This window comes from Brachybacterium sp. sponge, from assembly GCF_001613775.1.
Classification (GTDB): domain Bacteria; phylum Actinomycetota; class Actinomycetes; order Actinomycetales; family Dermabacteraceae; genus Brachybacterium; species Brachybacterium conglomeratum.
Genome location: NZ_LRMP01000003.1, coordinates 291,229 through 311,679 on the forward strand (window position 1 = coordinate 291,229; position 20,451 = coordinate 311,679).

General features: G+C 70.0%; 14 protein-coding genes. 8 read left to right on the forward strand and 6 right to left on the reverse strand.

The window, feature by feature from the left end; genetic code table 11:
* Nucleotide 1 precedes the first annotated feature (1 nt).
* From cobA to nirB, 3 genes are read right to left on the reverse strand one after another with little or no spacing between them, the layout of a single operon-like run.
* Nucleotides 2-1,552: a uroporphyrinogen-III C-methyltransferase gene (gene cobA, locus A4A78_RS14110; protein WP_062950363.1), complete on the reverse strand. Its 1,551-nt coding sequence runs from the start codon at nt 1,550-1,552 to the stop codon at nt 2-4.
* Entirely contained in the window at nt 1,549-1,956 is a 408-nt protein-coding gene (locus A4A78_RS14115; RefSeq protein ID WP_062950365.1) for a nitrite reductase (NAD(P)H) small subunit, read from the reverse strand. The genes cobA and A4A78_RS14115 overlap by 4 nt, the downstream gene beginning before the upstream one ends.
* Nucleotides 1,956-4,631: a nitrite reductase large subunit NirB gene (gene nirB, locus A4A78_RS14120; RefSeq protein ID WP_062950367.1), complete on the reverse strand. Its 2,676-nt coding sequence runs from the start codon at nt 4,629-4,631 to the stop codon at nt 1,956-1,958. The genes A4A78_RS14115 and nirB overlap by 1 nt, the downstream gene beginning before the upstream one ends.
* Before the next feature lie 430 nt (nt 4,632-5,061).
* On the opposite strand from nirB, the gene A4A78_RS14125 reads away from it, so the two are divergent.
* The 4 genes from A4A78_RS14125 to A4A78_RS14140 all read left to right on the forward strand — a co-directional run bounded on the left by A4A78_RS14125 (nt 5,062) and on the right by A4A78_RS14140 (nt 9,981).
* On the forward strand, nt 5,062-6,819 hold the full coding sequence (locus A4A78_RS14125; RefSeq protein WP_062950369.1) for an acetolactate synthase large subunit: 1,758 nt from the start codon (nt 5,062-5,064) through the stop codon (nt 6,817-6,819).
* A gap of 50 nt (nt 6,820-6,869) precedes the next feature.
* Entirely contained in the window at nt 6,870-7,385 is a 516-nt protein-coding gene (gene ilvN, locus A4A78_RS14130; protein WP_062950522.1) for an acetolactate synthase small subunit, read from the forward strand.
* A gap of 102 nt (nt 7,386-7,487) precedes the next feature.
* On the forward strand, nt 7,488-8,519 hold the full coding sequence (ilvC, locus tag A4A78_RS14135) for a ketol-acid reductoisomerase (protein ID WP_010552284.1): 1,032 nt from the start codon (nt 7,488-7,490) through the stop codon (nt 8,517-8,519).
* A 136-nt stretch (nt 8,520-8,655) separates the two neighbouring features.
* Nucleotides 8,656-9,981, forward strand: coding sequence for a hypothetical protein (locus A4A78_RS14140; protein ID WP_062950524.1), 1,326 nt, complete (start codon nt 8,656-8,658; stop codon nt 9,979-9,981).
* A gap of 33 nt (nt 9,982-10,014) precedes the next feature.
* On the opposite strand, the gene A4A78_RS14145 is transcribed toward A4A78_RS14140, so the two are convergent.
* Entirely contained in the window at nt 10,015-12,015 is a 2,001-nt protein-coding gene (locus A4A78_RS14145) for a glycosyltransferase family 4 protein (RefSeq protein ID WP_062950371.1), read from the reverse strand.
* Nucleotides 12,012-13,625 carry a stealth family protein gene (locus A4A78_RS17845; protein WP_062950373.1) on the reverse strand — a complete coding sequence of 538 codons (1,614 nt, stop codon included), beginning with the start codon at nt 13,623-13,625 and terminating at the stop codon, nt 12,012-12,014. The genes A4A78_RS14145 and A4A78_RS17845 overlap by 4 nt, the downstream gene beginning before the upstream one ends.
* Before the next feature lie 928 nt (nt 13,626-14,553).
* Between A4A78_RS17845 and A4A78_RS17995 the strand changes: the two genes are divergently transcribed.
* Complete coding sequence (locus tag A4A78_RS17995) at nt 14,554-15,534, forward strand: Stealth CR1 domain-containing protein (protein ID WP_197466689.1); 981 nt, start codon at nt 14,554-14,556, stop codon at nt 15,532-15,534.
* A 12-nt stretch (nt 15,535-15,546) separates the two neighbouring features.
* On the opposite strand, the gene A4A78_RS14160 is transcribed toward A4A78_RS17995, so the two are convergent.
* A complete protein-coding gene (locus A4A78_RS14160; RefSeq protein ID WP_062950377.1) occupies nt 15,547-16,389 on the reverse strand; it encodes a glycerophosphodiester phosphodiesterase family protein in 843 nt (280 codons plus the stop codon).
* Nucleotides 16,390-16,591: 202 nt separating this feature from the next.
* Between A4A78_RS14160 and serA the strand changes: the two genes are divergently transcribed.
* From serA to A4A78_RS14175, 3 genes are read left to right on the forward strand one after another with little or no spacing between them, the layout of a single operon-like run.
* The gene (gene serA / locus A4A78_RS14165; RefSeq protein WP_062950379.1) at nt 16,592-18,199 is read left to right on the forward strand and encodes a phosphoglycerate dehydrogenase; all 1,608 of its coding nucleotides are present in this window, start codon (nt 16,592-16,594) and stop codon (nt 18,197-18,199) included.
* A 31-nt stretch (nt 18,200-18,230) separates the two neighbouring features.
* Nucleotides 18,231-19,301 carry a 3-isopropylmalate dehydrogenase gene (locus A4A78_RS14170; RefSeq protein ID WP_062950381.1) on the forward strand — a complete coding sequence of 357 codons (1,071 nt, stop codon included), beginning with the start codon at nt 18,231-18,233 and terminating at the stop codon, nt 19,299-19,301.
* A gap of 51 nt (nt 19,302-19,352) precedes the next feature.
* A complete protein-coding gene (locus A4A78_RS14175; RefSeq protein WP_062950382.1) occupies nt 19,353-20,444 on the forward strand; it encodes a branched-chain amino acid aminotransferase in 1,092 nt (363 codons plus the stop codon).
* Nucleotides 20,445-20,451: the final 7 nt, after the last annotated feature.

The window sequence follows — 20,451 nt, forward strand, 5'->3', positions numbered from 1 at the left end:
GTCACGCCCCGAGCGCGGCCTCGCAGCGCTCCAGCGCGATCTCGGCGACGAGCGGATGATCGCCGAGAGGGGCGGTGACCACGTCGGCCCCCGAGGCGGCGACCAGGTCGTGGAAGTGGCCGGGGGCGAGCACATAGCTCGCCACCACCACCCGTGCGTCGTCGGCGAGGCCCTCCCGCGCCGCGGCGACGGCGTCGGCCACTGGTGGTGTGGCCGCATAGGCGAACCCCGTCGTCACCTCGCGCCCGAGCCGCTCGGAGAGCAGACGCGCCATCTCCTCGACCTGTGCGACGCCCTCGGGATCCCGCGTGCCGGAGCCCGCCATTACCACCGCGTCGCCGTCGCGCAGGCCCGCTTCGACGAGGCGCTGCGCCATCACCTCCGCGAGCCGCGGGTCCGGGCCGAGCGGCGCGGCGGCCGTGGCGGCGCGGCCGGCGACCGCCCCGCCGATGTCGTCCTTCACGTGATAGCCGAGGGAGAGCAACAGCGGCACCACGACCGCCTCGACCTCCTCGCCCTCGCGGGTCCGGGCCTCGGCGGGCCGGGCGTGGGCGGCGACCACCGCAGCCACGTCCGGGGACTGCACGTCCACGAACGCCTCGCGCACCGCGCCCGGCGCCTGCGCGGCGATCCGGCGCAGCAGGGCGCGCAGCACGTCCCGCCCCTCCCGCGAGCGGGTGCCGTGGGAGCAGCCGATCAGCACCGGGGCGGGGGAGGGGCCTGGACCGGGCCCGTGCTCCGGCAGGTCGACGGCCTCACGGCCCGAGCCGTGCTCCGGGGCCTCCGCCGCGGCGGCCGGCTGCTCCGGGCGCAGGAACCCCTCGGCCGCGGTCCGGCCGACGGTGATCACCGCCGGGTGCCCGATGCCGACCTCCGCGACGACCTGCTCGATGTCCGCGAGGGTGCCGCGCACCTGGCGCTGGCCCGGCAGGGTCGCCTCCTGCACCACCGCGACCGGGGTCGCGGGATCGATCCCGTTCAGCAGCGCCTGGGCGACCAGCCGCGGAAGCCACTCCACGCCCATCATCAGCACGGTGGTGGTGCCGGGGTCGGCGAGCGCCGCGAGATCGGCGGGGCCCAGGTCGCCGTGGGCGTTGACCACGTGCACGGCGACGGCGGTGCCGCGATGGGTGACGGGGACGTCCCCGGCCGCGGGACCGGCCAGCGCCGAGGTCACCCCGGGCACCACCTGCACGTCGATGCCCGCGGCGCGACAGGCGAGGACTTCCTCGCCGCCGCGGCCCAGCACGAAGGGATCCCCGCCCTTCAGCCGCACCACGCGCCGTCCCTCGCGGGCCAACGCGACGAGCAGCGCGCCGATGTCGTCCTGCCGCATGGAGTGCGCACCGGGCCGCTTGCCCACGTCGATCACCTCGACGTCGGCCCCCAGCTCGTCCAGCAGCGCGCGCGGCCCGAGCCGGTCGGCGACCACCACGTCGGCCTGCCGCAGCAGGTCCAGGCCCCGCACCGTGATCAGGTCCCAGGCGCCGGGGCCGCCGCCCACGAGGGCGACGGCCCCGGGCTCGAGGTGGGCGCCGGTCAGGCCGCTCACGCCTCCCCGCCCGTGCCGGGGCGCGGAGCGGCGGAGACGTGCACGTGCCCGTCGACCACCTCGACGTCGAACACCGCGATCGGCAGCTTCTCCCCGCCGCCGGAGTCGAGCACCGCGCCGGTGTCGAGGTCCCAGCTCTGCTTGTACATGGGGGAGGAGAGGGTGGGGACGAGCCGCCCCTCCGCCTCGCCCTCGACCGTGAGCAGGTGGGTGCCCACCAGGCCGCGGGAGAGGATGTTCGAGCGGGAGTAGGGATCGTGCTGCTGCACGGCGCGCACGCTCCCGTCGTCCAGCAGGAACACCGCGATCTGGGTGCCGTCCGGCAGGAGCGCCGCGGCGCCCCGCTCCGGGGTCAGCGCGCCGAGCGGGCAGATCGGCACGAGGGCGTCGGCGGGGGCGGTCATCACTGGTCCTCCTGCGAGATGTGGGCGGCGCCGGCGAGGGCGTGCTCCTTCGCCGCGAGCGGGGTCGGGAAGGTGGTCTCCGGGGCGTCCTCCGGTCGGGCCGGGCGCACCTGCTCGCGCTCGAGCACGTAGCGCAGCGTCTTGTCGTGCAGGTCCGGGGCGTTGATGAAGGACACGAACTTCGCGCGCCGCTCCGGATCGTGCACCGCCTCGGCCCACTCGTCGACGTAGGTGTCGGTGTGGCGCTGCATGGCGGCCTCGAGCTCCTCGCCGATGCCGAGGGAGTCCTCCACGATCACGCGCCGCAGCTCGTCGATGCCGCCGGGGTACTCCTCGACCCAGCGCGCGGTGCGCTGGAGCTTGTCCGCCTCGCGGATGTAGAGGATGAGGAAGCGGTCGATGCAGCGCTGCAGGGTCTCGTCGTCGAGGTCCTCGACGAGGAGCTGCGCATGGGCGGGCTGGGCGCCGCCGTTCCCGCCCACGTACAGGTTCCAGCCGCGGTGCGTGGCGATCACGCCGACGTCCTTCGCCTGCGCCTCCGCGCACTCGCGGGCGCAGCCCGAGACGCCGATCTTGATCTTGTGCGGGGAGCGCAGCCCGCGATAGCGGCGCTCGAGGTGCGAGGCCATCGCGGTGGAGTCGCCCACGCCGTAGCGGCACCAGTTGGTGCCGAGGCACGACTTCACCATCCGCAGCGACTTCCCGTAGGCGTGGCCGGATTCGAAGCCGGCCTCGACCAGGCGCTCCCAGATCTCCGGCAGCTGTTCGAGCCGGGCCCCGAACATGCCGATCCGCTGGGCGCCGTTGACCTTCACGTACAGGCCGTAGTCCTTCGCGACCTGCGCGAAGACGAGCAGCTTCTCGGGGGTGACCTCGCCGGCGGGCATCGCGGGGATCACCGAGTAGGTGCCGTCCTTCTGGATGTTCGCCATGACGTGGTCGTTGGTGTCCTGCAGCGAGCCGAGCTGACGGCCCACCGGGCTGTGACGCTTGCCGGAGAGGGCGCCGAGCGAGGACAGGATCGAGGCGACCGTGGGGCGGCAGACCGCGCAGCCGCGGCCCGCTCCGGTGCCGTGCGCGGCGACGACTTCGGTGAAGGTCTCCTGGCCACCCTCCTCGACGAGCCTGTACAGCTCGGCGCGGGAGTGGTCGAAGTGCTCGCACAGCGCACGGGAGACCTCGATGCCGCTCTTGGCCAGCTCCTGGTTCAGCAGCTTCGTCAGCGACGGGACGCAGGAGCCGCACACGGTGCCGGCGGTCGTGCACTCCTTGATCGCGCCGACCGTGTGGCAGCCCTGCTCGTTCACGGCGTGGCGCACCGTGCCGGCGGAGACGTTGTTGCACGAGCAGATCACCGCGTCGTCCGGCATCTCCGCGCCCGCGAGCGCATCGCCCCCGCCCTCCGGCGCAATCACGGCCGACGGGTCCGCGCCGAGGGCCCGCCCGGTCATCGGGCGCAGCTGCGAGTACAGCGCGATGTCGCCGACGAACACGCCGCCGAGCAGGGTCGTCGCGTCGTCGCTCATCACGAGCTTGCGGTACTGGCGGTGCACGGGGTCGACGAAGGACACCTCGAGCGCGTCGGGGGTCATGGCGTTGACGTCGCCGAAGGCGGCGGCGTCCACGCCCACGCCCTTGAGCTTCGTGCCGTCCTCGCCGCGCTGGTGGGTGCGGGTGCCGCCGAGGAACCGGTCGGCGACCACGTCGGCCATGTCGTTGCCGGGGGCGATCAGGCCCGCGCACACCCCGTCGAAGGAGGCGCACTCGCCGATCGCCCAGATGTCCGGATCGGAGGTCTGGCAGCTTTCGCCCACGACGATGCCTCCGCGCTCGCCGACGGCGAGGCCGGCCTCGCGGCCGATCCGGTCGCGGGGGCGGATGCCGGTGGAGAAGACGACGACGTCGGCGGGCAGCTCGCTGCCGTCGGTCAGCTCCGCGGTGCCGATCGCGCCGTCCTCGGCGGGGCGGAAGGCGGTCGCGCCCACGCCGGTGCGCACCTCGATGCCCTTGTCCTGGATGAGCAGGCGCAGCATCTCGCCTCCGCCGTCGTCGAGCTGGACGGCCATGAGCCGGTCCGCGAACTCGACCACGGTGGAGCGGGCGCCGAGGTCCTGCAGCGCGGCCGCGGCCTCGAGGCCGAGCACGCCGCCGCCGACGACCACGCCGCGGACCTCGCGGCCCAGCGTCTCGCCGCGCTCGGCGACCCAGGCGGCGAGGGACTCGACGTCGTCGATCGTGCGATAGCTGAACGAGCCGGGCAGGTCCTTGCCCTCGGCGCGGGGTGCCCACGCCCAGGAGCCGGTGGCGAGCACGAGCCGGTCGTACTCGTGCACGGTCCCGGAGGCGCAGGTGACGGTGTGCGCGGAGCGGTCCACGCTCTCGGCGGCGTCGCCCGTGACCAGCGTGATCCGCGGGTCGGCCCAGACCCCGGTGTCCAGGGCGAGCATCTCGGCGCGGCGGTGGCCGAACCAGTCCGAGAGGTGCACGCGGTCGTAGGGATGCTGGGTCTCCTCGCCGATCACGGTGAGGGTCCAGTCGCCGGTGGGGTCCTGGGACTGCATCCGGGCCGCGAAGCGGTGCCCGGTCATGCCGCCGCCGATCACGACGATGCGGGTGCCGGGCGGCAACGGCGTCCCGGCGGCGGGGGCGAGGGGGGAATGGCCGGTGGCGTTCATGGCTGTGCGCACGGTCCTCTCTGGAGCGGGTGACCTCGTCCATACCGTAGGCAGGGCCGGACGCGGTGCGCAGGACTTTCGTCGCTTCGTCGGGCGTCGGGGCGGGTCCCTCCGGGCTTTCCACCGCGTTGTGACGAAGCGCGTCGCGCTTGCGCCGATGCGCCGGCTGCCCGCGGGGTCTCGCGATCCGGACAGGTGGCCCCGGCCACGCCCCGGGGCCTATGGTGGGCGCATGCAGACGATCCTTCTCGTAGTTCCCGAGCGCGGCTGACGCCCACTCGTCGCTTCGAGACGTCATCCGCGCCCCTCCCCGAGCCCCAGGCGGAGGGGCTTTTTCGTGCCCGGCCCGCGGGACGGCGCGACGGGAGGGACGGGGAGCATGTTCCACTCACCGCCACCGCCCACCGTCCGAGACGACGAAGGAGTTCCGATGACCGGACAGCAGATGACCGGCGCGCAGGCGCTGGTCGAGTCCCTCGAGCATGCCGGGGCAGAGGTCGTCTTCGGCCTTCCCGGCGGCGCGATCCTACCCACCTACGACCCGCTGATGGACGCGAAGAAGCTCCGTCACGTGCTGGTCCGGCACGAGCAGGGCGCCGGCCACGCCGCTTCCGGCTACGCCCACGCGACCGGCAAGGTCGGCGTGTGCCTGGCGACCTCCGGCCCGGGTGCCACCAATCTCATCACCGCGATCGCCGACGCCCAGATGGATTCGATCCCGCTGGTCGCGATCACCGGCCAGGTCGGCTCGATGTTCATCGGCACCGACGCCTTCCAGGAGGCGGACATCGTGGGCATGACGATGCCGGTGACCAAGCACAACTTCCTGGTCAAGGATGCCGCGGAGATCCCGAAGGTGATCAAGCAGGCCTTCCACATCGCTTCGACCGGCCGGCCCGGCGCGGTGCTGGTGGATGTCACCAAGGACGCCCAGCAGGACATGATGGAGTTCGTCTGGCCCGAGACCTTGGACCTACCCGGCTACCGCCCGGAGCCGCGCCCGCACGGCAAGCAGATCCGCGAGGCGGTGCGCCTCATGCTCGAGGCGAAGCGCCCGGTGTTCCTGCTCGGCGGCGGCGTGCTGCGCGGCAGGGCCACCGACGAGGTGCGCGAGCTCGTGGACGCCTCCGGCATCCCCTTCACCACCACCCTGATGGCGCGCGGCGCACTGCCGGACTCCCACCCGAGCCACCTCGGGATGCCCGGCATGCACGGCACCGTCGCGGCGGTCTCGGCCCTGCAGCGCGCGGACCTGCTGATCAACATCGGCGCCCGGTTCGACGACCGGGTCACCGGCCGCCTGGACTCCTTCGCGCCCGGCGCGAAGATCATCCACGCGGACATCGACCCCGCCGAGATCTCGAAGAACCTCGTCGCCGACGTCCCGATCGTCGGCCAGGCCGGGCAGGTCGCCAAGGCTCTCACTGAGGAGCTCCGCGCCCGCCTGGCCGAGTTCGACCCCCGCGACTACGAGGGCTGGTGGGGCACGCTGGACATGCTGCGGGAGAACTACCCGCTGGGCTGGACCGCTACGGAGGACGGCTTCACGGCCCCGCAGAAGGTCATCTCCCGCATCGGCGCGATCTCCGGACCCGATTCGATCTACGTCGCGGGCGTGGGCCAGCACCAGATGTGGTCGGCGCAGTTCGTCCAGTACGAGAACCCGCGCACCTGGATCAACTCCGGGGGGCTGGGCACCATGGGCTACTCGGTGCCCGCGGCGATGGGCGCCAAGGTGGGCATGCCGGAGAAGACGGTGTGGTCCATCGACGGCGACGGCTGCTTCCAGATGACCAACCAGGAGCTCGCCACCTGCGTCATCAACGACATCCCGATCAAGGTCGCCGTCATCAACAACAGCTCGCTGGGCATGGTGCGCCAGTGGCAGAACCTGTTCTACGACCAGCGCTACTCCAACACCGAGCTGAACACCGGCCACGGCTCGCGCCGCATCCCCGACTTCGTCAAGCTCGCCGACGCCTACGGCTGCGCGGGCCTGCGCTGCGAGCGGGACGAGGACATCGACGACACCATCCGCCAGGCGATGGAGATCAACGACCGCCCCGTGATCGTGGACTTCACCGTCAGCGCCGACGCGATGGTGTGGCCGATGGTGCCGGCCGGCGTCTCCAACGACGAGATCCAGATCGCCCAGGGCATGAGCCCCGAGTGGGAGAGGGACATCTGAGCATGACCACCAACCAGCAGCACGCCCCGACCGGGACCCCCGACTACGTCATGTCGCCGAACAGCCAGACCCTCTCGGTGCTGGTGGAGAACAAGCCCGGCGCGCTCACCCGCGTCACCGCCCTGTTCTCCCGTCGCGGATACAACATCTCCTCCCTCGCGGTGGGACCCACCGAGCATCCGGAGATCTCCCGCATCACGGTCGTGGTCGACGTCGAGCAGCACCGGCTCGAGCAGATCACCAAGCAGCTCAACAAGCTCGTCAACGTCCTCAAGATCGTCCAGTTCGATCCCCGCCAGACGGTCCAGCGCGAGCTGATCCTCATCAAGGTCACCGCCGATAGCTCCACCCGCACCCCGGTGCTGGAGATCGTGCAGATGTTCCGCGCGAAGGTGGTCGATGCGGCCTCGGACTCCGTGACGATCGAGGCGACCGGCACGCAGGACAAGCTCACCGCCCTCCTCGGCATGCTCGAGGAGTTCGGGATCCGCGAGATCGTGAAGTCCGGCGAGGTCGCGATCGGGCGCGGCGGTCGGGCGATCACCGACCGCGCGCTGCTGTCCTGACCCCGCCCAGCCGACCGAATAGCAAGACCGTTTCTCACATCGCAGGACGAGGGGCGATACGATCGCCTCGACGCCCGCAGCCGACCATCGAAGGAGCACAACGTGGCTGAGATCTTTTACGACGACAACGCCGATCTGTCCATCATCCAGGGCAAGAAGGTCGCGGTCGTCGGCTTCGGCTCGCAGGGCCATGCCCATGCGCTGAACCTGCGCGACAGCGGCGTCGAGGTCCGCGTGGGCCTGCGCGAGGGCTCGAAGTCCGCCGCGAAGGCTCAGGAGGAGGGCCTGACCGTCGGGACCGTCGCCGAGGTCGCGGAGTGGGCGGATCTGATCATGATCCTCACCCCCGACCAGGACCAGCGGAAGGTCTTCGCGGACTCGATCGCGCCCCACCTCTCCGAGGGCAAGGCGATCGCCTTCGCGCACGGCTTCAACATCCGCTTCGGCTACATCGAGGTCCCCGAGGGCGTCGACGTGCTGCTGATCGCGCCGAAGGCTCCCGGCCACACCGTGCGCCGCGAGTTCGTGGCCGGCCGCGGCATCCCGGACATCGTCGCCGTCGAGCAGGACGCGACCGGCTCCGCCTGGGACCTCGCCCTGTCCTACGCCAAGGGCATCGGCGGCACCCGCGCCGGCGTCATCAAGACCACCTTCACCGAGGAGACCGAGACCGACCTCTTCGGCGAGCAGGCCGTGCTGTGCGGCGGCATGAGCCACCTCGTCCAGGCCGGCTTCGAGACCCTCACCGACGCCGGCTACCAGCCGGAGATCGCCTACTTCGAGGTCCTGCACGAGCTCAAGCTGATCGTCGACCTCATGAACGAGGGCGGCATCGCCAAGCAGCGCTGGTCGATCTCCGACACCGCCGAGTACGGCGACTACGTCTCCGGCCCCCGCGTGGTCACCGACCAGACGAAGGCCGACATGAAGGCGATCCTCGCCGACATCCAGTCCGGCGCCTTCGCCAAGCGCTTCATCGACGACCAGGACAACGGCGCCGAGGAGTTCAAGAAGCTCCGCGCCGAGGAGGCCGAGCACCCGATCGAGAAGGTCGGCAAGGACCTGCGCAAGATGTTCTCCTGGAGCGCGCAGTCCATCGACTCGGACTACGTCGAGGGCAGCGCCGCGCGCTGACCCACCCGGTCCCCACACGCCGGCGGGAGCACCCACGAGGTGCTCCCGCCGGCGTCTTTCGTGCATCACGCTGTTCTGAACACATGCACGAGAAGTCGGCCGACGTGCCGAGCAGGGGGAATCAGGGATGAACACGATGGCGACCGCACGCACGACCACACGACGCACGGCGCTGACGGGGCTGGGGGCCCTTGGCGTGGCGACGACGGCGGGGGCATGCTCCCTGCTGCCGGGCGGGCAGGAGGAGACCCCGACGGGCGGCGCGGACCGGTCCCCGAGCGAGGGGCCGAGCGACGACGGCGCCTCCACGGAGCCCGCTCCGGAGCCCGGCGCCACCTTCGACGAGTGGGCGGCGCCGGAGGACCTGCAGCTGGTCGACATCGACACCGCCGCGGCGGACGAGCGCAGCAGGCTCGAGCCCGGGTCGCTCGAGCGCAAGGACCGCTTCGGGTCCTGGGCCTCTCCCGCCTTCCCGGAGGACTCGCCGCTGATCGCCGCCGAGCCGCTCGAGGTCGACGCCGAGGCCGCGGAGGCTCTCGGCGGGGACTCCGCAGCGCGCAGCCGCCTCCGCGACGTGCTGGTCCAGACCGTCGTCGAGATCGCCGACACCCCGCTGCTGTTCGAGGCGGACAACTCCCGCTACGGCGAGATCGGCCCCGCGCTGGTGAAGGCCCTCGGCCTCGACGGCTTCGACCCGACCGCGTTCGACCCGCTGTTCGAGGAGGTCCAGATCAGCGGGTCGCAGACGCTGGATGAGGGCGTGCCGGAGGCGTTCGCCCTCGAGCCGGCGCCCTATCCCGACGGCGGTCCTCGGATGAGCATCCAGGACGCGACCAGCCTGATCACACGATTGCCGGAGGGAGTCACGTTCGAGAGTGCGGGCGCCGGCCTGATCGCCTCCACCCGGGGCGCGGTGCCGATCGTGCGCGAGGGCGAGGAGGGATTCCTGCGCCGCGAAGTCTCCTTCCTCCTCGGCATCGAGGACGGCGGGATGAACGCTCTGATGAGCTACGTCGTCGCCTCGATGCCCACACTGGCGATCGCCGACGCGGAGGAGCTGCCGCTCATCGAGCCGACCGAGGTGCCCGAGGACTGGGAGGAGATCTCGTTCGGCCACATCACCGCGATGCTCCCGCCTGAGCAGGGGGAGGTCGTGGAGGTCGAGCTCGGCACCTCCCGGGTCGGCGAGGACGGCAACCGCACGGCCGGGATCACCCTGTTCCGGCTGCCGATCCCGAGCCCGTACCTGCTCGACTCCGTGCTCCACGCCGCGCGCGTGGAGGTGGACGGTGCGGACTTGGTCACCGCCGAGGCCAGCTCGGGCGGCCCGGAGGGGATGATCCTCAACGTGCGCGCGCACGTGGGAGCAGAGGAGTACCACGTCCAGCTCGACGGGCTCTCCGCCGAGGACGCCCCGGTCATCGCCCACCAGGTGCTGGCGGGGCTGCGCGTGGAGGGGTGATGCGCTGTTCGGCTGCGTCGGTGAGACGGGGGTCTACCTGTAGCTCACAACGCTCAGCGCCAGCCCCTGTCGCGGAGTGAAGTACGGACGTACGACGACGGTCTCCGTGCCGCCTGTGGCAGCGGGCTCCTCCTCGAACCAGTTCCAGGACCTGTACCGATCGACCCGCTTGTGATCCACGATGTCGTCGAGGACCCGTGCGACTTTTGAACGAATGTCCTTCGACCTGTAGGTGACGTCCCAGTCGTCATGCGTGGTCAGGCGCATGGACACCATGTCATCCACCGGGATCTGCAGTTCGATGGAACGTTCTTCCACGGAACTGCCGGCCGAGAGCTTCAGGGTCCTGCCATCAGACCGTCGAGTGAGGACTAGCTCGTCAGCGGGGGTGCGGTCGAAACTCGTCGTGGCATGAATGCGAATGCCGTCCTCCATGACGTCGATGGTGTCGACCTCTGTGTGGTGGTTTCGCTTCCATGATCTGAGCTTGAGCTTGTCGCCGTCCATGAACGGCACGACATGGCGGAGTCGGCCCTGAGCAGCGGCTGTCCTGATGATCGACCGGCCATCAGCGTGCCAGTCGAGATCCGAGTCCTGAGAATGGGGGCCGCGCAGCTCGATGGTCCACTCCGCATCATTGGTGAACGTCTTGCTGTCCACGTCGACGTGCTGCAACGAGCTGGCGGCGAGCGGTAGCTCGAGCACCTGATCGGCGGAGTGGTTGCTTCGAAGAACCAGATGCGCATTCTTCAGCGCCCTGGGAGAGCTGCTGCGGACGGTGAATGTCAGGGCCGCGCCAGGTGCAGCGGTCGCAGTGATGGAGATTGCTCCCGGGCGTCGCCCGGGCACGGGCAACGTGCTCCATGCGCGCGAGAGATCGATGCGTCGAAACCCGCGCGACTTCATCAGTCGAGAGAGGAGCTGCGCATGTCTGTCGGCGATGGCCGAGATGTCGAAGTCCTCGCCCCGACGGAGCCCTTCTGCCGAGAGCTCCATCCTCCGTTCCTTCGAGGACATCATCTCGTGAAGCGTCTTCACCAGCGGTTCCACCTCACCGGTGGGGATGAGGATTCCGTCTTCGCCCGAGGTGATGATCTCCCGAGGCCCGGTCGGGCAGTCGGTGCTGATGAGCGGTACACCGGCGCGCATCGCCTCGACGAGAGTCATTCCGAATGACTCGGCGTCTGATGTGGAGACCGCGATCGCGGCCTTCGTCCACTCGTCGCCCATGTTCTGGACGGAACCCATGAGGCGGATCCGACCGTCGAGGCCGTAGGAATGGATCAGATCACGAAGCCCGCCGACAGCGGAACCGGAGCCGTAGAGGCGGACGTTCCACTCAGGATGCTCCGAAGCGAGTCGCGCAAAAGCGTGGATGAGCAGCTCGAAGCGCTTCGCCGGCTCGATGCGGCCCGCAGCGACGATGAGCCCGCTGTCGAGCGTCGATGTCGAGATCCCCGGAGCAGGGATCGAGTTCGGGATCGCGACGACGGGAGTGGACGGCAGGTCGAGCCCAGCACGCACCAGCGCGGCATCCGCCTCGGTAACGGTCACGACGGCGTCGAGCGCGCCATAGGAGGAGCGCATATGTGCTCGTGTTGCCGGGTCGATCGTCTGATGACCGCTGTGCTCCTGCCCGACTCGCACCGCGGACTCGGGTCCGTGCTCGGCGAGCATCAGGTTGATGCTGGTGCGCGTCCCGACGATCACATCGGCACGGGTGCTCGTCAGATAGCTGCGCAGTCGGGAGTCGGTGAGCTCCGAGTACTGGGAGTACAGCTCTTCCGACGCCGGAACGTCCTTGCTCGGACGGTAGTACTCCTCGGATTTGCGATCTTTGGAGTGGGGGCGTCCGTCCACGAGCGACGTGACCTTCACGCTGCGTGGCGCGTTGAATGCCGCGGTGTCGGTCCTGCGATATACGGAGACGAGCTCGATGTCGTACGAAGGAGCGAGGCCATGTGCGAGGTTGTAGATGGTGCGGACCGTGCCGCCGACACCCCACAGATTGTGTCCGATGATCGCGATCCTCATCGGACGCCCTCCCATGGTGCGGGGACGGGGAAATAGGTCTCGAAGAACCGCTGCAGTCCCGGACCTGCCGCCTGCACATCGACCGGGGCGAGCGTGTCATTGATGCAGAAGGTGTCGGCATCCCTACGGGTGAGCAGACGGTCCAAAAGACGTGCCAGGTCGGGCCGGTGAAGGCCGATGTAGGTGAAGGTTGACGCATTGCTCGGGAAGGACCTGCATATCTCGTATCCCACATGGTGTGCCAGGTGCGACGGGATGTTCAGGTCGTCCGCGTCGCGGAACCTGTGGCTCGAGGTGGCGCTAACCAGCTGGGGGAAACGCTCTTCGATCTCCTCGATCACGCTCTTCAGGAGGGGGTACGGAGAATGCTCGAGCACCTGCGCCTGGCGCACGCCGAACATCTCATCCATCACCTCACGGCTGTTCTTGACCGCGAGATCCACCGGGGAGTCGGCTTCCGATTTCGAGAATTGAGGCACCCGTGACGGGGAGAGCTTGTGCTTCGCCGCCCCGTTGCCGAAGAAGAACAGTCCTGGAGGAACGGCGCGTCCGAAGAACATGTCGTCGTTGAGGTAGAGGAAATGCTCCGCAAGGCCATCGATCCGATGGATGTTCGCTTCGATCGCGTGACTGTTGAATGTCGGCAGATGATCCCGCTCCGGAAAGATCGCCGTGTGGTCGACCACGGTGACCTCACCGTTCGCATCGAGCCAGACAGGTCGCTGGCCCGCGGTGACGACGTAGATATTACGGATCCACGGGGCGAAGTCGTGCATCGAGCGGAGCGAGTACAGGAGCTCATCCCGCGACGCGTACCGGGCGTCGCTGTCCACTTCCTCATGGAGCTCCTCTGACGGTGCGTGTTCGCTCTTGCTTGCGCGCCAGTCAGGGTCATTGCCATCCACCCAGGTGTACACGGCGTCGATCGGGAACGTGATGTCGCTCGGCAGGACGACGGCCTGGGAGCGCGGGACCTCGATCAGGATGTCGTCGAATACCCGGGGTGAGAAGAGTGTCGCGCGAGACAGAGGCATCTCTGCCATCCCCTCGGACGTTCGCATTCTCCGGGTCGTGGCGCCGGGGCGGGGGGCGATGAGCTCGTCGGGAAACTGATGAGGAGAGTCGTCGGAGACCAGATCGTCCCAGAACTCGATCTCCGTGGAGAACTCCTCCCCGAGGGTTCGGGAGGAGCTGGGTGCCGCAACATGCTGCACGACCCGGATGACTGAACTTCCTGCCAGGCGCCTTTCGAGCCCCGGCGTGGTTCCATCGAGAGGAAGCTGCTTCACACGGGGCCGGGGAAGGATCGTCCGAGCGGCGATGGCCGGGTCCGCCGCCATCGAGCGTGACAGTACACGGACGATCTGCGCCCGCTGGGAGAGGCGGGCGCCGATGACGAAGCGAAGGCCCGAGGCCGGGCGCACCAGCCAATAATCGACCTCGGCCGCTTCGAGGGCCCGCACCACCCTGACCAGGTTCCATAGCAAAGCGTCGACGGGGCGGGCATCCGTGAGAACCCTGACGGTCCGCTGCTCCAGCCCGATGTCCCGTCTCTCCATCCGTCCCTCCGCAAGTCCGAGGCGGGAGGAGGCGAGATCTCTGAGGAGCATGGAGTCGTCCTTGTAGGGGTCGATGGAGTGTTGCCTGCGGACCCTGGCATCGTGTCGAGCGCCGCGAGGGATGCGGTGTGAGGGGGAGAATTGGGATGAACAGCAGGTTACGCAAAAGTTGACACCACAGTGTATGAGTCGTTCGGCGTCGCGGCGACGTGCTTCGAGTGCGGTCGGCCGGGCAGTAGCTTTGGACGGCGCCTCGACCATGTTGCGTTCGGCGGTGCCACACGATCTCGGAGGGAGAGGGATGGGAAGGCTTTTCACCCGGATGCGCAGTGCCGCCGGGCTGGTCAGGCAGAGCGTCGAGCGGGATCTTCTGGTGCGGAGGACGGGCGCGGCCGATGCGGCACTGGGGGAGGGTTCCGCTGGGCGAGTAAGTCTTCCGGCCCGTCGACCTTTCCTGGCCCGTGAGCTTCCAGCAGCAGCGGTTCCGATGCAGTCCGATGCATCACATGCATCGCGAACGCTCCGCGAGGTCGTCCAGAGCCTTCAGAGATCAGGAGCGGGGTGGGTCACCTACGGTGAGGCGCGGGGCGGTACTGCTGTGCTCGGCGTCGTCGAAGAGGACTGGTCCTCGGCTCTGCGAGGCATCCAGCGTGACGTCCCCGATGTCCTGATCGGTCTCGCCGAGACGAGCAAGCACGCATCGCTCGTCGAGTACTACAGCGGCCGCCACGACTCCGGGAAGGCTGACTCCTCCGCCATAGCTTACGCGCTGATCCCCGCCGTTGCAGAGGTCGACAGAGCGGTGGTCAAGAGGTTCGGCTTCGAGACCGCGGTGCGTCTTGAGAAGTGGCAGGAGGTCGATGCCACAGGAGATCTTGCCCCGTCGGTCTGGAACCCGAGGACAGCTGTGCTCTCGCGCTCCGACTTCCACCCCCACGGAGACACTCGGGACAGTGGAGAGCGCGTCGGTGATTCGGCGATGACTGCCCCCCACCTCATGCAGGTCACTTTCCCGATCGATGCCGTCTACACCTGGGTCGACGGCACCGATCCCGCCTGGCTCGAGCGGAAGCGCACGGCGCTCGAGCAGAACCTGGGCCACCCGATGCCCGAGGCCGCGGCCGACGATCTGAGGTTCGTCGGCCATGACGAGCTGCGTCACTCGCTGCGCTCCCTCGAGCAGTACGCCCCGTGGATCCGCCACGTGTACCTGGTGACCGACGGTCAGCGCCCGGACTGGCTGCGCGAGGACTCCGAGTGGGTCTCCGTGGTGGACCATCGCGACATCGCTCCGCCCGGCACCGTGCTGCCCACGTTCAACTCCCAGGCCATCGAGGCGAACCTCCACCGCATCGACGGGCTCTCCGAGCACTTCCTCTACTTCAACGACGACATGTTCCTGTCCTCGCCGGTCCAGCCCGAGCTGTTCTTCCACGCGAACGGGCTCGCCTCGATGTTCCTTTCCCGGGCGCAGGTCGCCCCGGGGGAGCCGGTCGAGGGGGAGCCGGCGCCCGACGCGGCGGGGAAGAACGCGCGTCGCCTGGTGCAGGAGGTGAGCGGTCGCCGTCTCAGCAGGAAGCTGTTCCACGCCCCGTACGCGCTGCGCCGGTCCGTCTCCTACGAGATCGAGGAGCGGTGGCCGGAGATCGTCCAGCGCACCCGTGACTCGCAGTTCCGTCGGCTCGAGGACGTCACGCTGGCAGGCGGTCTCCATCTGAACTACGCCTATGCCACCTCGCGAGCGGTCACACGCGGCATCCGCTATCGCTACGTCGGCATCGGCGAGGAGACCGCGGCCGCTGAGCTGCGACGTCTGATCGCGGACAGGGACAGTTTGAAGACCTTCTGCCTGAACGACGCGGTGCAGGAGCTCCCCTCGGATGTCGTCGATCGGCAGGTGCGGGCGTTCCTCGCCGAGCGGTTCCCCGACATGGGGTCCTTCGAGAAGCTGCCGGACTGACCGCCGGCGCTGTCACCGCGCGGTGAGATAGGCGCGCAGCAGGTGGGGCCAATCGGTCTGGATAGCGGTCGCGCCCACTCGGATCAGCTGGCCCCAGCCGAGGTCGGGGCCCTCGAGCACGGACGTGTCGTCGTCGGCCCCGAGATAGAGGACGGAGCCGTTCTCAAGGTTCAGGGCGTTCAGCAGCACGAGCGGATGCCGATCAGCGACAGCGGCCACCGCCTCGGGCCGTGCGAAGTCGTCCCCCGGTCCGGCGGCGAGCAGCTCCGCGCCGACGAGGTTGATCCCGTCGACCGCCTCGACCGCCGCGAGCTCGTCGGCCGTGCGGACGATGGGGAAGTACAGGAACGGTGTCGGATGCTCCGCCAGCGCACGGAGGTGCTCCTGCCGGGGCGGCGACTTGAGCAGGATGCGATCCTCGACGCCCCGGTCGGCGAGATGGTCGAGCAGATCAGGCCACAGCCCCCAGGAGCGGTCGATGTTGATCCAGGTCTCGGGCAGCGCCTCCAGGAGGGTGTCCAGCCGTTCGACGCCGGGGGAGGAGGCTCCTCCCTGCCAGCGGAACACGGCGGCCTCGAGCTGCTCGGCGGTCATCTCGCGGACGTCGCAGTCGATGCCGAACAGCTTCTGCTCGTAGCCGGTGTGGAACAGGAAGTACTCCCCGTCCGCGGAACGGACCAAGTCGGTCTCGATCACGTCGGCGCCCGAGCGCAGCGCACCGATCGCGGAGCGCACGGTGTTGTCGGGGAAGCTGCCCAGGGTGGTGCCGCGATGGGCGATCACCAGCGGCGTGCCGCGCTCCGCCAGCAGACGGTCGAGGCCGGCGCGCAGAGCGGCGGGCGTCGGGACGGGCATGGTGCATCCTCCTGGACAAGGTGCGAGTGGATGTCGCTGACGGGCACCACAGTAGGGCGCACCGCCCCGCACGGCGAAGCCGGGAGGGTCTCGCATCCTGACCCTCGTTCCCGCATGGCGGACACGCGACTACGCTGTCCCCTGAACCCCGTCGCACCCGAGGGCGTGAGCGACGACCGCCATCCGTACCGGAGGAGATTCCGTGACGCGTCCTGTCGTGCTCATCGCTGAGGAGCTGTCGCCCGCCACCGTCGAGGTCCTGGGCCCCGACGTCGAGGTCCGCAGCGTGGACGGCACCGACCGTCCCGCGCTGCTCGCCGCAGTGGCGGAGGCCGATGCCCTCCTGGTCCGCTCAGCCACCCAGGTCGACGCGGAGGTGTACGCCGCGGCCCCGAAGCTGCGCGTCGTCGCCCGCGCCGGCGTGGGCCTGGACAACGTCGACGTCCCCGGCGCCACCACCGCGGGCGTCATGGTCATCAACGCCCCGACCTCCAACATCGTCTCCGCCGCGGAGCTCGCGATCGCGCTGATCCTCGCCTCGCTGCGCAACCTCGGCCGCGCCGACGCCTCCGTGAAGGCCGGCCGCTGGGAGCGCAAGCAGCTCACCGGCGTCGAGCTGCTGGAGAAGACCGTCGGCGTGGTGGGCTTCGGCCGCATCGGCCAGCTCGTCGCCGAGCGCCTGCGCCCCTTCGGCGTGACGCTCCTGGCCTACGACCCCTACGTCAACCACGCCCGCGCCGCCGAGCTCGGCGCCCGCGTCGTCGAGCTCGACGAGCTGATGCGCGAGGCCGACGTGCTCACCGTCCACATGCCCAAGACCCCCGAGACCACGGGCCTGATCGGCGCCGAGGAGTTCGCGCTCGCGAAGCCGAACCTCCACGTCGTCAACGCCGCCCGCGGCGGCCTGATCGACGAGGAGGCGCTGTACACCGCGCTGAGCACCGGACAGATCGCCGGGGCCGGCCTGGACGTGTACTCCTCCGAGCCGCCCGCGAAGAGCGAGACCGCCGCGAAGCTGCTCGAGCTCGAGAACATCACCCTCACCCCGCACCTCGGCGCCTCCACCGCCGAGGCGCAGGAGAAGGCCGGCGTGGCGGTGGCGAAGTCCGTGCGCCTGGCGCTCGCGGGCGAGCTCGTCCCCGACGCGGTCAACGTCGCCGGCGGCGCGATCGACGACCTGGTCCGCCCGGGCGTCGCCCTGTCGGACCGGCTCGGCCAGCTCTTCACCGCCCTGGCCGGCGAGGCACCCGAGGTGCTCGACATCGAGGTCCACGGCGAGATCGCCTCCCGCGACGTCACCGCGCTGAAGCTCTCCGCGCTGCGCGGCATGTTCCGCTCCGTGGTCACCGAGCAGGTCAGCTACGTCAACGCCCCCGTCCTCGCCGAGGAGCGCGGCATCGCCGTCAACCTCGTCACCGACGAGACCACCGAGCGCTTCCGCAACGTCATCACCCTGCGCGGCACGCTGCGCGGCGGCGGCGTCGTGGCCGTCTCCGGCACGCTCAGCGGCGTGGACCAGGAGCACAAGCTCATCGACGTCTTCGGCCATGCGCTCGACGTGCCGCTGAGCGACCACCTGCTGATCCTGCGCTACTCGGACGGGCCCGGCCTGATCGGCAAGTACGGCGCCCTCCTCGGCGAAGCCGGCATCAACATCGCCGGCATGCAGGTCTCCCGCGTCCGTCGAGCCCAGGGCGCCGAGGCCCTCGTGGTCCTCGACCTGGACGAGTCCGTCTCCCGCGAGTTCGCCGAGGAGCTGGGCGCCGCCATCGACGCGCGCTCGATCCACGCCGTCGACCTCGTCTACTGATCCCACCCCCTCCTCAGGAGCAGCACCCGCCATGAGCACCACCCCCGCCCCGAGCACCCTGGACCTCGCCGTCATCGAGGGCGACGGCATCGGCAAGGAGGTCGTCCCCCAGGGCCTGCGCGCCCTCGAGGCCGCCCTCGAGCCCGCCGGCGTCGCGGTCCGCACCACGGACTACGACCTCGGGGCGGGGCGCTGGCACCGGACGGGGGAGACCCTGACCGACGAGGACATGGCGGCGCTCGCGAAGCACGACGCGATCCTGCTCGGCGCCGTCGGCGACCCCGGCGTGCCCTCCGGTGTGCTCGAGCGGGGCCTGCTGCTGAAGCTCCGCTTCGGCTTCGACCACTTCGTGAACCTGCGCCCCACCCGCCTGTTCCCGGGCGTCTCCACCCCGCTGGCCGAGCCGGGCGAGGTCGACTTCCTCGTCGTGCGCGAGGGCACCGAGGGCCCCTACGTCGGCAACGGCGGCTCCATGCGCACCGGCACCCCCCTCGAGGTCGCCACCGAGGTCTCCCTGAACACCGCCGTCGGCGTCGAGCGCGTGGTCCGCTACGCCTTCGAGCAGGCCGAGGCCCGTCGGAAGAAGCTCACCCTCGTCCACAAGCACAACGTGCTCGTCCACGCCGGGCACCTGTGGCGCCGCATCGTCGAGGAGGTCGGCGCCGAGCACCCGGACGTCGAGGTCGACTACGCCCACGTCGACGCGATGATGATCTACCTGGTCCAGGACCCCTCCCGCTTCGACGTCATCGTCACCGACAACCTCTTCGGCGACATCGTCACCGACCTCGCCGGCGCCATCGGCGGCGGTATCGGCCTCGCGGCGAGCGGGAACGTGAACCCCACCGGCGCCTTCCCCTCGATGTTCGAGCCCGTCCACGGCTCCGCCCCCGACATCGCCGGCCAGGACAAGGCCGACCCCACCGCGACCGTGCTCTCGGTCGCGCTGCTGCTGGACCACCTCGGCCATATCGAGCCCGCCGCCGCAGTGCGCGCCGCGGTCGAGAACGACCTCGCGGCCCGCGCGGCGGATGCGTCGCTCGTCTCCCGCGGCACCGCCCGCATCGGCGACGACCTCGTCGCAGCGATCACCGGGCGCTGAGAGCCCGCACCTGACACACTGACCCTGCCGCACCCCGCCGAGGAGACCACCGTGAGCGCACTCGCCTTCCCCCAGACCAGCACCACCCGTCGCGTGGGCGACGACGAGCGCGCCAGCATCCTCGCCGCCCCCGGCTTCGGCCAGCACTACACCGATTTCATGGCCCGCGCCCGCTGGACCGTCGAGGGCGGCTGGGGCCAGGACGAGGTCGTGCCCTACGGCCCGCTCGAGCTCTCGCCCGCCTCCGCCGTCCTGCACTACGGCCAGGAGATCTTCGAGGGCCTCAAGGCGTTCCGTCACGCCGACGGCTCGGTGTGGACCTTCCGCCCCGAGGCGAACGCCGAGCGCATGCAGCGCTCCGCCCGCCGCCTGGCCCTGCCCGAGCTGCCGGTGGAGGACTTCCTGACCTCGCTGAAGGCCGTCGTCGCGGCCGACGAGCCGTGGGTGCCCGAGGCGACCAGCGAGGAGTCCCTCTACCTGCGACCCTTCATGTTCGCCAGCGAGGAGTTCCTCGGGGTGCGGGCCGCGCACACCGTGGACTACTACGTCATCGCCTCCCCGGCCGGTCCCTACTTCCCCCGCGGCGTCCAGCCGCTGGTCGTGTGGATCACCGACGAGTACGCCCGCGCCGGCGCCGGCGGCACCGGCGCCGCGAAGTGCGGCGGCAACTACGCCTCCTCGCTGCTGGGCAAGCGGGAGGCCGCGGAGAACGGCGCCGACGAGGTGCTCTTCCTCGACTCCGAGACCCACACCTCGATCGACGAGCTCTCCGGCATGAACGTCGTCGCCGTCACGAAGGACGGCCGCCTGCTCACCCCGTCGCTGACCGGCTCGATCCTCGAGGGCGTGACCCGCCTGTCGATCCTGCGCCTCGCGGAGGACCGCGGCCTCGAGGTCCACGAGCAGAAGCTCGTGATGAGCGAGGTCGAGCAGCAGCTCGAGTCCGGCGAGATCACCGAGATGTTCGCCTGCGGCACCGCCGCGGTGATCAACCCCATCGGCGAGTTCCGCTCGAGGAAGGGCTCCTGGACCGTCGGCGACGGCGGCTCGGGCGAGGTCACCCTGGCGCTGCGCAAGGAGCTCACCGACATCCAGTACGGCCGGATCCCGGACCGTCACGGCTGGCTGACCCGGCTGGTGTGAGCAGGCC

Excerpts from the sequence above, each read along its gene's own strand:
- A4A78_RS14145 (WP_062950371.1), bottom strand. The coding sequence starts at position 12,015 with ATGAGGATCGCGATCATCGGACACAATCTGTGGGGTGTCGGCGGCACG.
- A4A78_RS14140 (WP_062950524.1), top strand. The coding sequence starts at position 8,656 with ATGGCGACCGCACGCACGACCACACGACGCACGGCGCTGACGGGGCTG.
- ilvN (WP_062950522.1), top strand. The coding sequence starts at position 6,870 with ATGTCGCCGAACAGCCAGACCCTCTCGGTGCTGGTGGAGAACAAGCCC.
- A4A78_RS14160 (WP_062950377.1), bottom strand. The coding sequence starts at position 16,389 with ATGCCCGTCCCGACGCCCGCCGCTCTGCGCGCCGGCCTCGACCGTCTG.
- A4A78_RS17845 (WP_062950373.1), bottom strand. The coding sequence starts at position 13,625 with ATGCTCCTCAGAGATCTCGCCTCCTCCCGCCTCGGACTTGCGGAGGGA.
- nirB (WP_062950367.1), bottom strand. The coding sequence starts at position 4,631 with ATGAACGCCACCGGCCATTCCCCCCTCGCCCCCGCCGCCGGGACGCCG.
- A4A78_RS14125 (WP_062950369.1), top strand. The coding sequence starts at position 5,062 with ATGACCGGACAGCAGATGACCGGCGCGCAGGCGCTGGTCGAGTCCCTC.
- A4A78_RS14115 (WP_062950365.1), bottom strand. The coding sequence starts at position 1,956 with ATGACCGCCCCCGCCGACGCCCTCGTGCCGATCTGCCCGCTCGGCGCG.
- A4A78_RS17995 (WP_197466689.1), top strand. The coding sequence starts at position 14,554 with ATGACTGCCCCCCACCTCATGCAGGTCACTTTCCCGATCGATGCCGTC.
- A4A78_RS14170 (WP_062950381.1), top strand. The coding sequence starts at position 18,231 with ATGAGCACCACCCCCGCCCCGAGCACCCTGGACCTCGCCGTCATCGAG.